At 72.0% G+C, this 12,067-nt stretch carries 13 protein-coding genes and 1 riboswitch; of the genes, 9 read left to right on the top strand and 4 right to left on the bottom strand.

From position 1 onward, the window contains the following. Positions 1–227: 227 nt before the first annotated feature. Positions 228–557 carry a hypothetical protein gene (locus tag ABZU91_RS17930; protein WP_355241226.1) on the top strand — a complete coding sequence of 110 codons (330 nt, stop codon included), beginning with the start codon at positions 228–230 and terminating at the stop codon, positions 555–557. 99 nt (positions 558–656) lie between these two features. Here ABZU91_RS17930 and ABZU91_RS17925 read toward each other — a convergent pair whose 3' ends face one another. Beyond that, the gene (locus tag ABZU91_RS17925; protein ID WP_355241223.1) at positions 657–1,277 is read right to left on the bottom strand and encodes a carbonic anhydrase; all 621 of its coding nucleotides are present in this window, start codon (positions 1,275–1,277) and stop codon (positions 657–659) included. 147 nt (positions 1,278–1,424) lie between these two features. Here ABZU91_RS17925 and ABZU91_RS17920 point away from each other — a divergent pair, with 147 nt between their 5' ends. The 3 genes from ABZU91_RS17920 to ABZU91_RS17910 all read left to right on the top strand — a co-directional run bounded on the left by ABZU91_RS17920 (position 1,425) and on the right by ABZU91_RS17910 (position 5,652). Beyond that, a complete protein-coding gene (locus tag ABZU91_RS17920) occupies positions 1,425–2,402 on the top strand; it encodes an alpha/beta hydrolase (protein ID WP_355241544.1) in 978 nt (325 codons plus the stop codon). A gap of 107 nt (positions 2,403–2,509) precedes the next feature. Then, positions 2,510–4,627 carry an AAA family ATPase gene (locus tag ABZU91_RS17915; protein ID WP_355241220.1) on the top strand — a complete coding sequence of 706 codons (2,118 nt, stop codon included), beginning with the start codon at positions 2,510–2,512 and terminating at the stop codon, positions 4,625–4,627. A 107-nt stretch (positions 4,628–4,734) separates the two neighbouring features. Continuing rightward, positions 4,735–5,652, top strand: a complete 918-nt coding sequence (locus tag ABZU91_RS17910) for a cation diffusion facilitator family transporter (RefSeq protein WP_355241217.1) — start codon at positions 4,735–4,737, stop codon at positions 5,650–5,652. Positions 5,653–5,759: 107 nt separating this feature from the next. Here ABZU91_RS17910 and ABZU91_RS17905 read toward each other — a convergent pair whose 3' ends face one another. Continuing rightward, positions 5,760–7,595, bottom strand: coding sequence for an SGNH/GDSL hydrolase family protein (locus ABZU91_RS17905; RefSeq protein ID WP_355241214.1), 1,836 nt, complete (start codon positions 7,593–7,595; stop codon positions 5,760–5,762). Between the two features lie 255 nt (positions 7,596–7,850). Beyond that, positions 7,851–7,982, top strand: a riboswitch (cyclic di-AMP (ydaO/yuaA leader). Positions 7,983–8,035: 53 nt separating this feature from the next. Here ABZU91_RS17905 and ABZU91_RS17900 point away from each other — a divergent pair. After that, a complete protein-coding gene (locus ABZU91_RS17900; RefSeq protein WP_355241542.1) occupies positions 8,036–9,055 on the top strand; it encodes a hypothetical protein in 1,020 nt (339 codons plus the stop codon). Positions 9,056–9,145: 90 nt separating this feature from the next. After that, on the top strand, positions 9,146–9,673 hold the full coding sequence (locus ABZU91_RS17895; protein ID WP_355241211.1) for a hypothetical protein: 528 nt from the start codon (positions 9,146–9,148) through the stop codon (positions 9,671–9,673). A 46-nt stretch (positions 9,674–9,719) separates the two neighbouring features. Here ABZU91_RS17895 and ABZU91_RS17890 read toward each other — a convergent pair whose 3' ends face one another. Beyond that, a complete protein-coding gene (locus tag ABZU91_RS17890; RefSeq protein ID WP_355241208.1) occupies positions 9,720–10,172 on the bottom strand; it encodes an SRPBCC family protein in 453 nt (150 codons plus the stop codon). A gap of 130 nt (positions 10,173–10,302) precedes the next feature. Here ABZU91_RS17890 and ABZU91_RS17885 point away from each other — a divergent pair, with 130 nt between their 5' ends. Further along, a complete protein-coding gene (locus ABZU91_RS17885; RefSeq protein ID WP_355241205.1) occupies positions 10,303–10,488 on the top strand; it encodes a hypothetical protein in 186 nt (61 codons plus the stop codon). A gap of 15 nt (positions 10,489–10,503) precedes the next feature. Here ABZU91_RS17885 and ABZU91_RS17880 read toward each other — a convergent pair whose 3' ends face one another. Further along, a complete protein-coding gene (locus ABZU91_RS17880) occupies positions 10,504–10,866 on the bottom strand; it encodes an STAS domain-containing protein (RefSeq protein ID WP_355241202.1) in 363 nt (120 codons plus the stop codon). A gap of 389 nt (positions 10,867–11,255) precedes the next feature. Here ABZU91_RS17880 and ABZU91_RS17875 point away from each other — a divergent pair, with 389 nt between their 5' ends. Both ABZU91_RS17875 and ABZU91_RS17870 read left to right on the top strand, forming a co-directional pair. Further along, a complete protein-coding gene (locus ABZU91_RS17875) occupies positions 11,256–11,399 on the top strand; it encodes a hypothetical protein (RefSeq protein ID WP_355241199.1) in 144 nt (47 codons plus the stop codon). 137 nt (positions 11,400–11,536) lie between these two features. Continuing rightward, positions 11,537–11,944, top strand: a complete 408-nt coding sequence (locus ABZU91_RS17870) for a hypothetical protein (protein WP_355241196.1) — start codon at positions 11,537–11,539, stop codon at positions 11,942–11,944. Positions 11,945–12,067: the final 123 nt, after the last annotated feature.

The following is a 12,067-nucleotide window of genomic DNA, read 5'->3' as shown; positions in this document are numbered from 1 at the left end:
TGTGACGGATGGTGCGCCAGGGAATCGGAAAAAACGCCTCCCGGAATAGCCGGACGGGTGGTCTCCGTTGCCTCTCAGGACACCGCGACGACCAGCCTGATGTCGTGGTCCTGTACAGTTCCATCGGCGGCTTCTGCCGCGTTACACCTCTGCGGGCCGACCCCGTGTCACCCGCACACAGCCCCCGGACGTCCAGTCCTCCCGTACGTCTTGCAAGGAGTACCTCCGTGGCGAGCAACACCTCTAAGACCGCGCGCGCGTCCGTCCGGGCCGGCCAGGCTGGCCAGGGTGGCGCCCTCAGCGTGCTGGGCGAGTTCAAGTACCTCATCCCGCTCAACGGCGGCAAGCACGCCTACGTGCGGAACCTGACCAACGGCAAGACCGCGCACCTGCGCACCGACTCCGACGCCTTCGTCGAGGAGATCCGGGTGCTGGCCGCCGCCGGCCACGCCGCCAAGATCCGGGCGGAGATCAACAACCTGGCCAGCGTTCACCCGAACGACGGCTGGGAGGCCACCGAGAAGCGTCTGGTCGCGGCCGGCGTCTTCGAGGGCTGAGCCCCTCCCCCACCACAGCACCAGCAAACCGCCCGCCGGGAGTTCCCGGCGGGCGGTTTCGCGTTTGGGTCCCAGCGTCCGGGTCCCAGGGCAGAACACCTAGGCCGGGTCGAGCAGGGCGACCTCGCCGGTGCTCAGGTCGTACAGGCCGCCGACCACGGCCACCCGGCCGGCGGCCACCGGCCCGGCCAGCAGGTCGTCCTCGCGCAGCGTGTGGACCGTACGGCGGACGTGCCGGCGGATCGACAGCTGGTGCACCGCCGGATCGTCGAGCCCCACCTCGGTGACCGCCGGGGCGATCTCGTCGACCAGGTGGGCCAGCGAGCCGCCGGGCCGCTCCCCCGTACGCAGCGCGTCCACCGCCGCGCCCACCGCCCCGCAGCGCTCGTGGCCGAGCACCAGCACCAGCGGTACGCCCAGCTGGCCGACCACGTACTCGATGGAGCCGCACACCGCGCGGTCGAGCACGTGCCCACCGGTGCGGATCACGCAGATCGCGCCGAAGGTCTGGTCGAAGATCGCTTCCAGCGGCACGCGCGAGTCGATGCAGCCGAGGACCACCGCGTACGGCTGTTGGTCGCCGGAGGCGGCGGCCGCGGCGGTGACGTCGTGGCCGTGCACGGGTTGGCCGCTGACGAACCGCCGGTTGCCGGAGAGCAGTTCGGCGAGCGCGGCGCGGGGCGTGCCGCCGGCCTGCCGCTCCTGCCCCGCCACCCTCATGCCGTTCAGCTTGGCGCGCCGCCGACGGCCGCGGGTGGCGTCGGGAATTTCGCTCCGGCGCGATTGGCGTGGCGTCGTGGCGGGTAGCCCGTGTTACCGCCGGGTATCCCGGTGCTGTTGATGCCTGGGCGGCCCTGGGAGGTGGCGATGCCGGAGCGGTTCGAGGTCGGTATGTCCGACGGCGTACGACTGCACGTCGAGACCACCGGGCCGGCGGACGCCCCGGTCACGGCCGTCCTGCTGCACGGCTGGACGCTGGACGGGCGGAGCTGGCACCGGCAGCTCGACGCGCTCACGTCGTCGTTCGGCGACGCGGTGCGGGCGGTCACCTACGACGCGCGGGGCCACGGCCGGTCGAGCTGCATGCCGCTGCCCACGGCCACCCTGGCCCAGCTCGGTGACGACCTGGCCGCCGTCCTCGACGCGGTCGCGCCGAGCGGCCGGGTGGTCCTGGTGGGGCACTCGATGGGTGGCATGACGATCATGGAATACGCGCACCGCCACCGGGCGCACTTCGCCGCCCGTACGGCGGGCCTGGTCTTCGTCTCCACCACCGCCGAGGGGCACACGCACACCGTGTACGGGCTCTCGCCGCGCATCGCCCGGCTGATCCGGCTCGCCGAGACGACAGGCGCCGGCGTACTGGCCCGGTGCGGTTCGTGGCGGGCGCCCCGGGCGCTGCTGAACGCGCTGCAACCGAGCATCCGGTGGATGCTCTTCGGCGACCGTTGCGACCCGTCCGACATCCGCCTGGTCACCTCGGCGGTGGCCCGCGCCTCGCTGCGGTCGATCGGCGGTTTCCGGGCCTCGATCGGCGCCCAGCACCGGCTGGACACGCTCACCGCCCTCGGCCACCTGCCGGCTGCCGCCCTGGTGGGTGACCGGGACCGGCTGACCCCGCCGCCGTGCGCCGAGTCGATCGCCGCCGCCCTGCCGGCGACCGAGCTGACCGTCTGCCCGGGCGCGGGGCACATGCTGATGTTGGAGCGTCCGGACGAGGTGAACGCCGCGCTGACCGGGGTGCTGGGTCAGGTGGTGGCCCGGTCGGGGCCCCACGGGCGCGACGCGAGTGCCACGCCGTCCCCGCGCGGGCTCGACGCGGGCGCCGTCGCTGCGGGTCGCTGAGCACGTCTGCGCACCTCGGGCGCGGCGGGCCGGGCCGGGGGCCGTACCCTTCTGCGGTTGGCCCGCGCGGTTCTCGCCGCTTGCCGGCGACATCTAAGGAGCGTGCGTTGACCGACCAGACCGCCCTGGAGCAGGAGATCGCCGTCGAGCAACGGCACCTCGACCGGGTGTACGCCCGACTGGCCGAGCTGCGGCAGTCGGCGGTGCGCGCCGAGCGGGACGGCTACCGGATGGCGCGGGTGGGCACATTCGGCGCGCTGGTCGAGCGCGACGCGATGGTCTTCCACGCGGCGCGGCGGCGGCACACCCTGGACGCCGAGCACGAGGGGCTGGTCTTCGGCCGCCTGGACCTGCGCGACCGGCAGGTGCTGCACGTCGGGCGGCTCGGCATCCGCGACGACGATGCCACCACGCTCGTCGTCGACTGGCGGGCGCCGGCCGCCTCCGCGTTCTACCAGGCCACTCCCGCGCAGCCGCTGGGCGTGGTGCGCCGCCGCACCATCGGGTCCCAGCGTGAGCGGGTCACCCGCATCGAGGACGACCTGCTGGACCCGGACGCCGCCGAAGAGGGGATGACGGTGGTGGGTGACGGCGCGCTGCTGGCCACCCTCTCCCGGGCCACCGGCCGGGGCATGCGTGACATCGTGGCGACCATCCAGCGTGAGCAGGACGAGGCGATCCGGTCGCCCGGCTCCGGTGTGACGATCGTCGCGGGCGGCCCGGGCACCGGCAAGACGGCGGTCGCCCTGCACCGGGCGGCCTTCCTGCTCTACTCCGACCGCAGCCGGTACGCCGGCGGCGGCATCCTGGTGGTCGGGCCGTCGACCGTCTTCGTCGAGTACATCGCCTCGGTGCTGCCGTCGCTCGGCGAGGAAACGGCGACCCTGCACTCGCTGGGCACCCTGTTCCCGGAGATGACGGCCACCCGCACCGATCCGCCCGAGGTGGCGGCCGTGAAGGGCTCGCTGCGGATGCGCCGGGTCCTGGAGCGGGCGGCCCGCGACGCCGCGCCGGGAGCGCCGGCCGAGCTGCGGCTGCTCTACCGGGGAGGACTGCTGCGGCTGGACCGCCGGGAGCTGGACGCCATCCGGGACCGTGCGCTGCACCGGGGCGCCCGGCGCAACGAGGCCCGTCGCGCCGGCTTCGACGGCGTCTTCGCCGCGCTGTGGGCGCAGGCACGTCGGCTGAACATCGGCCGGCTACCCGAGCAGCGGGCCTTCGAGGGCGAGATCGCCGAGCGGCCGGAGTTCCGGGAGTTCCTCAAGGCGTGGTGGCCCCGCCTGCACCCCCGACACGTTCTCGGCTGGCTGGCCCGACCGGATCGGCTGCGCCGGTACGCCGGCGGGATCCTCTCCGGCGCGGAGATCCGGCTGCTCGGCACGGCGTACCAGAGTCTGGAGACCGCGGGCCTGACCATCGCGGACGTGGCGCTGCTCGACGAACTGGACGCGCTGCTCGGTAAGCCGGCGAAGCCGGCGCGGGCCCGGCGCGACCCGTTCCTGCTCGCGGGCGGCGTCCGTGAGCTGAGCACCGCCGCCGACCGCCAGCAGGCGGCGCGGGCGGCGGCCCGGGAGCGGCCGGAGGACTACCGCGAGTACGCACACGTGGTGGTCGACGAGGCGCAGGACGTCTCGCCCATGCAGTGGCGGATGATCGGCCGGCGGGGACGCCTGGCCTCGTGGACGGTGGTGGGCGATCCGGCGCAGACCGCGTGGACCGGCGACCCCGAGGAGTTGACCCGGGCCCGCGACCAGGCGCTGGGCCGGCGCCCGCGCCACGAGTTCACGCTCACCACCAACTACCGCAACTCGGCGGAGATCTTCGCGGTGGCCGCGGCGGAGATCCGTCGGCTCTATCCGGACCTGTCCCTGCCGAACGCCGTCCGCTCCACCGGGGTCGACCCGGTCGAGCTGGTGGTGCCGCCCGCCGGGCTCGAGGCCGCGGTGGTGGAGGCGGCCACCGGCCTGCTGGCCGAGGTCGACGGCACGGTCGGCGTGATCACGCCGGTCACCCGCCGCGACGAGGTCGCCGGTTGGCTCGGCGCGCTCGCCGCGACGCGCCTCCAGGTGGTGACCAGCCTGGAGGCCAAGGGCATGGAGTACGACGGAGTCGTGCTGGTCGCCCCGAGCGAGATCCGGGCCGATCCGGGCTCCGGCGTGCGCACGCTCTACGTGGCGCTCTCCCGTGCCACCCAGCGGCTCACCACCGTCGACCCGACCGCCTGAGTGTCGCGTTGGCGGTGTCCGTGGGCGGGCCCGTCCTTACACTTGCACACATAGCGATGTGAGCATACATTTGACCCGGTCCCGGGCGGCGTCGGAGGGTGGGTTTCGTGGGAGCAGGTCATGACCACCACCACGGGTCGGTCGCCAACGCCGCCCACCAGCATCGGGGACGGCTCTGGGCCGCCTTCGGACTGCTCGCCGCCCTGATGGTGGTCGAGGCGGTCGCCGCCTTCCACACCGGCTCACTGGCCCTGCTCTCCGACGCCGGGCACATGTTCACCGACGTGCTCGGCATCGGGATGGCGCTCGCCGCCATCACCGCCACCCGACGGGCCACCGGCGATCCGCAACGCACGTTCGGGCTCTACCGCCTCGAAGTGCTCGCCGCCCTGGCCAACGCCGCCCTGCTCTCCGGCGTTGCGGTCTACGTGGTGATCGAGGCGATCGGCCGGTTCGGGAACCCGCACGAGGTGCTGAGCGGCCCGATGCTCGTGGTGGCCGTCCTCGGACTGCTCGCGAACGTGATCGCGTTCGCGCTGCTGCGCACCGGCGCGCGGGAGAGCATCAACCTGCAGGGCGCCTATCTGGAGGTGCTGGGCGACCTGCTCGGCTCCATCGGCGTGATCGGTGCGGCCCTGCTCATCGCGGTCACCGACTGGTGGTGGGCCGATCCGCTGGTCGCGGTCGCCATCGGGGTGTTCATCCTGCCGCGCACCTGGCGGCTCGGGCGCGCCGCCGTCCGCATCCTGGTGCAGGCCGCCCCGGAACACCTCCAGGTCACCGCCGTGCACGACCGACTGGCCGCGGTGCCCGGTGTGGTCGAGGTGCACGACCTGCACGTCTGGACGCTCACCTCCGGCATGGAGGTGGCCTCCGCGCACCTGACCATGGCACCCGGCGCGGAGGTCGGCGCGGTGCTCACCGCGGCGCGTACCGCCCTGCGGGACGACTTCCGCATCGAGCACGCCACGTTGCAGATCGAGCCCGGGGCCGCCCCGGGCGTCTGCGGCTCCGTCGAGTGGTGAGGTCGTCCACGGTCAGCCACGACAGGGCAGCGCCGGGGTCACCGCCCCGCGCGAGGCAGGGACGGTGACCCCGGCGATGCCGCCCCACCAAGGAGGCGGTGGCACGGTCAGGAACGCGTACCGACAGCGGCGGCGAAGATGTGCAGGGTGGGGGTCCCCGCCTGCACGGGAGCGACGCCCGCGACCGGCAACGTCACCCGGGCGACGGTCTTGCCCGAAGCCAACGGCACGGTGACACCGAACACCGCGCTCGGGCTGTCGTACCGCGTGTTGCCCTGCCGGTTCTGGTAGGCGGCAACGGCCACCAACGTGGTGGGCGCGGCGGGCGTCGCGGTCACGAACCAGTCCGGCGACGTCAGGGTGAACGCCTGCGTCGTGCCGTCGGTGTACGTGATCGTGCCGGTGCCGGTGCCCTGGCCGTGAGCCGCCGAGAAGAGGAACGCGAGGGTGTTACCGGAACCGGACACCGTGACGGTCTGGCCGGTGGCGATGACGTTGTCCAGCTGGCCGGTACCGGCGCTCGACGGCCACGTGAGCTTGACACCGTTGAGGGTGACAGTCGCACCGCGGACCAGCTTGGCAGTCGCCAGAGCCTCGGCGGAGAAGCTCGCGCCCCCGCCGTCGAAGTCCGCCGGATTGGTGTTGGCGTCGGCGGAGACCGCCACGTTGTTGACCGCCTGGGCCAGGGTGAGCGGCGTCGGAACCGGTGCGCCGGCACCGAACAGGGTGAGCGGGATGGCGTTCGCCATCGCCTCCATACCCAGGTCGTTGGGGTGCAGGTGGTCGCCCGAGTCCATGTCCGACCGGAACTTCGTCGGTGCGGACGGGTCGTGGGTGGCGGCGTCGAAGTCGACGTACGCGTCGCAACCGGAACCCGAGCTACGGACGAAGGTGTTGTATTCGCTGCGTGCGGTCTCGTGGGACGCGGACCAGGCCCAGTGCCCGTTGAACGGGGTGAGGGTGGCGCAGTAGAAGGCGATGCCGGCGCCGTGGGCCTTGGCGATGAGCTGCCGGAGTCCGTTGATCAGTTGCGTGCCGGTCGGCTCCCGGCCGCTGGCCAGGTCATTGATCGGGTTGTCCGCGAAGATCACGGACCGTACCCCGGACCGGCCGAGAACGTCCCGGTCGAAGCGGTCCAGCGCGCTCGGCCCGGTCCCGACACCCAGGAGCTGGTTGCCCGCGATGCCCTCGTTGAGCACCCCCACCGTGCGGCCGGACGCGTTGAGGCGGGCCGCCAGCAGGTTCGGGTACCGGTGGTTGGTGTTGTAGGACGAGCTGTGCCCCTCGGTGATCGACGCGCCCAGGGTGACCACCGCGCCCGTCGCGGCACTGTTGATCACCTCCAGGTCGGAGACGATGAAGTAGCTGGAGAACTGCTGGATCACCGACAGCGACTGGGCGCCGACGACGTTGCCGTTGGCCATGTACTGGTCGGAGAAGGCGAACTGCTTGCTGGAGACGTTCTCGGCCCTGGTGGGCGCGTAGAAGCTGATCGCCACGTCGGACTCGGCGAGCACCTGGAAGGACACCGGGTCGCTGACCGCCTCGCCGCCGGCCGGGATGGTCACCGACGACTTCCCACCGAAGGTCACCGCCTTGTCGGTGGACAAAACGATCGACGAGCCGGAGGACCGACGCGCCACGTGGAAGTCCTGCAGCGTCAGCGCCTTGGTGTTGAACACGTTGGACAGCCGAAGTCGGGCCTGTGTGCCACCGATGCTCGTGCGCACGATCTGGCGGGTCGTGGTCTGCGCCGGGAAGACCCCACCGGCATTCTCGTACGCCGTCGACCAGGTACCGGTCCACCCGTCGGCTGCGGTTGCGGTTGCGGTTGTTGCCGTGGTCGTGGCGGACGCCGCCGCGCCGCCCGTACCGGGCTGAATGACGGCGGCCGCGACGAGCACGGCAACCGTCGAGACAACCAACGATCTGCGAAGCTTCACTACTAGATCCATCCTGATAAGTCGATTGGCCACTCGGCCCAAACAAAAAAACCCTACCGGCAGCGTGAGCAGTACAGGAGGTCCCCGAAACGGGACGCACGCTCCAGCACCCATGAGCCGCGAGAGGGACCTCAGGGCAGACCATCGACCGATGGTGGCGGCGGAGACACCTTCCGTCACATTGACTACAACCAGCCCCAGGGATACCGGTAAGCTCGGTCCCGGCCTCCACCCGGCGGCGCCTCCCGGCGCCGGTGGTGGCCGCCGCCTAATCGCCCGACAGGGCGAACCGGGGAACCATGTTCCTGGGGTGCATCCGCGTCAGCGGTAGGGATCTTCCGTCCCGAACCCGTCAGCTAACCCGGTCGGCGGCTGACGGAAGGACATGCGTAGTGGCACCAGCACGACCACCCGCCGCCCGACTCGCGGCCCTGATCGTCATGATGGTCACTCTCGGCATCGCGCTCCCGGTGGGCGCCGCCACCGCCGCTCCCCCCGGCGGCCTGCGGGCCGCCGCAGCGCCCGACAGCGACGAGGAGGGCGGCACACCCGCGCTGCGGGCCCAGCTCGATGCGGCCAGCAAGGGCTACCTGGACGCGAAGCGCGCCCTGGACACCTCAGTCCAGCGGCAACAGCAACTCGCGGTCAAGCTGAAGACCACCGAGGCCGAGATGACCGTCCGCACCGGCAAGGTCGGCGAGATCGCCGGCGTCGCGTACCGGACCGGCCGCCTCGGCACCGTCTCGGCCCTGCTGAACAGCAACACTCCCGAGGGCTTCATGGACCGGGCGGCCGCGCTGGACGTGGTGGCCGCCAACGAGGACCGGGTGCTGCGGGACCTGCACACCATCAGGGCCGAGGCGAACCGCACCCGCGTCGCCCTCGACGGCGAGATCCGTGAACAGCGCAAGCAGGTCGAGGTGATGGCCAAGCGCAAGGAGCAGGCCGAGCGGGCCCTGACCGTCGCCACCACGAAGGCGCGCACCACCGCCGCCGACACCAGCTCCAACCGCGGCACCTCCACCGCCAACGCCCAGCCCGCCCCGCGCAACTCCAACGGCTCCTGGCCGTCCGAGTCGTGCAGCATCGACGACCCCACCCCGGCCAGCGGCTGCATCACCCCCCGCACCCTGCACGCGCTCAACCAGGCCAAGGCCGCCGGCTTCACCCACTACGTCTCCTGTCACCGCTCCGGCGGCTCCGGCGAGCACCCCAAGGGCCGGGCCTGCGACTTCGCCGCGGCGAAGGGCGGGTTCGGCGGGGACGCCAGCGGTGCCGACAAGACGTACGGCAACAACCTGGCCGCGTACTTCATCCGCAACGCCGACCGGCTCGCGGTGCTGTACGTGATCTGGTACCGCCAGATCTGGCTGCCCAGCAGCGGTTGGAAGTCGTACAGCGGGGCGGGTGGCGACCCCTCCAGCGACCACACCAACCACGTACACCTGTCGGTGTACTGACCGGGACCGTCCGGGGTACGTCAGCGGGCGTACCCCGGACGTCGTCGGCGGTCGGACGACGACCGCGGGCCGGGCCGGGAGCATTCCGGTATGCCGAGAATCGCGCCCGCCACCCGCAAGGCACTGCTCACCCTGCACCTGGTCACGTCCCTCGGCTGGCTGGGGACCGACCTGGTGCTGCTCACTCTCGGCATCGCGGCACAACGCGGCGCCGATCCGAACGTGGTCTACCCGGTCGCCAGGCTCGTCGGCACCGTGCTCTTCGCGCCGCTGAGCGTGCTCGTCTGGCTCGTCGGCGTCGCCAGCGCCCTGCTCACTCCCTGGGGCCTGCTGCGCTACCGGTGGGTGCTCATCAAGCTCGTCATCACGACGGTGATGGTCGGGCTGGTGCTGTTCCTGCTCACCCCGAACCTGCGGGAGGCTGGCGCGCTGGGCGCCGCGCTACCCGCCCGGGGCCGCGCCGACCTGGTGATCGCGCCGGCGGTGTCGACCACCCTCATGATCATCGCGACGGTGCTCTCCACGTACAAGCCCTGGGGACGCCTACCCCGGCGCGGCACGGCGCAGGTGCGGCCCGCACGGGGCGCGGCGTTGGGTCAGGCGACAACCAGGAAGTAGTGGCCACGAGCCGCGTCGACGCCACTCCTTCCTGGATCGAGCGCGATCATGCCGCGTGCGTGTCCAGGACCGTGGCGAGGCGTGCCGCCAGGGCGAGGTGGGCGGCCCGGGCCTGGCGGAAGGCGTACCGGAACAGGGGTGTCGGCGCCCTCAGGGTGATGTCGACGTCGATGCGGATCAGCCCGTCCGAGTCGGCACGCAGCCGGGTGTGGTTGCGCACGGTGGTGGCCGGCCACTGGCGGGCCACGGTGACGATCTCGTCGAGTTCACTGACCAGCACGTCCGCCTGGTAGGTGGTGCGAAAGCGCAGCGGGCCGGCCGCCAGCCTGTCGTTGATCGTGTAGCTGGCGCGGGCGCCCGGACGAGGCGCCACCTCGCGGACCCGGATGATCAGGGGATGCAGCTCACCCTGAAGCGTCAGGTCGCTCAACAACGCCGCCGCCTCGGCACGTGTGCAGCGGGCCTGGACGGTGTAGCTGAAGGTATCGCTGCTGAGCACACCGTCTCCCGACGTCGCTGGTCGCACGATGGTCCCGTACCCCCGCCCGGCTGGCATCGGCCGGACGGACACCGTGCGTTGTCCCGGTATCCGCGCAGCGTTCCCACCACGGCCGGCTGATGGGGACGCCGTGGTCCGCGATTCCGGCAGCGGCGGGTACGTGCACGACGGGCGGGACGACTCCCGGCAGGAGGTCGTGGACGTGCCCGATGAGCGCCTGAGTCGCCACGAGCTGGACGAGGTGTACAACCTGGCGCTCGGGGCGGTGACCGAGGTGACCGACGTGGACCTCACCGGTCTGGACGAGCAGTCCTGACGGTGGTGGCCGCACTCAGGCGCCGGGAAGCACCTCGCGGGTGGCGGCTCCGGCGAAGTAGGGCTCCGGCGCGCCGAAGAGACCGAGCAGGCCGGTCACCCAGAGCTGACGGTGCACGAACCGACTCGGCTCGGTGACGACCAGCTTGACGCCGCTGACCTCGGCGGTCTGGAAGCCGGCGACCATGGCGCTGATGCCCACGGAGTCGATGAAGGTGACCAGCCTCATGTTCAGCTCGATGCGGAGCGGCCGGCTCTTGGCCAGCACCTCCGCAATCGCCTCACGAACCTCGTACGCTGTGTCGACGTCGATCTCACCCCGTGGGGCGATCTCGACGACACCACCGGACAGGACCGACTTCACGATCGACAGGCTCACGCGAGCACCTCCACCCGCCCGTCCCCCGGGCGCCTCATCAGTACGCGGGCCGCGACCGAGAGTATTCCTCCAACGGCCTCGGTCGCCACCCCTCGGGATGAGCAATTCACGGATCCGGGCGCACAAAGTCGCCCATATCCCCACTTTTCGGCATCTGATCATTCAATACTTTTCGTTATCTGATCAGTCGACCATCGGTCGGAACCGACGCGTCGCCGGACCAGGGTAGCGGTCGCGGCGCGGCGAGCCCGACATCCGTCCCGCCCCGCACGCCCGTCCCGGCCTGGGCTCGGCGTGTCGCACAGCCCAGCGCGGTGCGACCCGGCCAGGTGCTTGCCGGCGCTGTCTAGCATCGGCCGGGGCACCCACCGTGACGGAGAGGACCTTCGATGATCAAGCGACTGGCCGGGCTGGCCGGCGTCGGTCTCCTGCTCGCCCTCGTACTGGCCTGCGGTTTCGGCGGCGGAGACGACGATGACGACGACGATGACGACGATTTTGCACGTGGCGTGGCCGCAGTGGCGGTGCGCTGACCCGGCCGCAGGGTACGCCGGACCGGGTTTGCGCCGGACCGGCCTGGGGCACTGCGCAATCAGCGAACCGTGTCGCGCTGGACGGACGCCGAGGTCCGAAGTGGCCGGCGGCTTCGGCACCTGAGGAGGTAACCACGATGTTCGGAACGAACCTGCTGGACCGGCGCAGCAAGCCGGAGCGGATTGCGGACCAGGCGTGGGAGCAACTGCTCTCCGCCGTCAGCTCCGCGGGAGACAGTGTCCTGGACACCGCGCGGTCGGCCCGTCGCAGCAGCGGCGACCTCGCCGACGGCGCCGGTGACCTGGTGGGCTCGGCGGCGGAGGAGGCACGGCGTCGCGCCTCGCGCGCCTTCGACGCGCTTGCCGGCCGCCAGCCGGCGCTGCCGTGGACGCTGCTGATCGGCGCCGCGCTGGTCGGCGCGGCGGTCGGCTGGGCCGTCGGCTCCGCCGCCCGCGCAGCCGGCAGTCGAGACGACCGCGCGGTGGACGACGTCGAGTTCGTCGACGTCGACCGCCCCAACTCCCCCGTCGGCCTGGACGACTAGGGCGTTTGTCGAAGTCCTCGGTCGAGCCGAGACCGGCCAAGGGCTCTGACACACGCCCTGGCACACGGTGAGCGAGCGGGCCCCGTCGACATCGCGTCGGCGGGGCCCGCTCGCATCGGGTGG

Source organism: Micromonospora sp. NPDC005174, assembly GCF_040608495.1.
Taxonomy (GTDB): Bacteria; Actinomycetota; Actinomycetes; order Mycobacteriales; family Micromonosporaceae; genus Micromonospora.
Note: the sequence above shows the minus strand (reverse complement) of the source record. Positions and strands in the feature narration are given on the sequence as shown.

What these genes read in the sequence shown, in the direction of transcription:
- ABZU91_RS17920 (WP_355241544.1), top strand. Translation starts at nt 1,425, where the DNA reads ATGCCGGAGCGGTTCGAGGTCGGTATGTCCGACGGCGTACGACTGCAC.
- ABZU91_RS17895 (WP_355241211.1), top strand. Translation starts at nt 9,146, where the DNA reads ATGCCGAGAATCGCGCCCGCCACCCGCAAGGCACTGCTCACCCTGCAC.
- ABZU91_RS17925 (WP_355241223.1), bottom strand. Translation starts at nt 1,277, where the DNA reads ATGAGGGTGGCGGGGCAGGAGCGGCAGGCCGGCGGCACGCCCCGCGCC.
- ABZU91_RS17870 (WP_355241196.1), top strand. Translation starts at nt 11,537, where the DNA reads ATGTTCGGAACGAACCTGCTGGACCGGCGCAGCAAGCCGGAGCGGATT.
- ABZU91_RS17875 (WP_355241199.1), top strand. Translation starts at nt 11,256, where the DNA reads ATGATCAAGCGACTGGCCGGGCTGGCCGGCGTCGGTCTCCTGCTCGCC.
- ABZU91_RS17900 (WP_355241542.1), top strand. Translation starts at nt 8,036, where the DNA reads ATGATGGTCACTCTCGGCATCGCGCTCCCGGTGGGCGCCGCCACCGCC.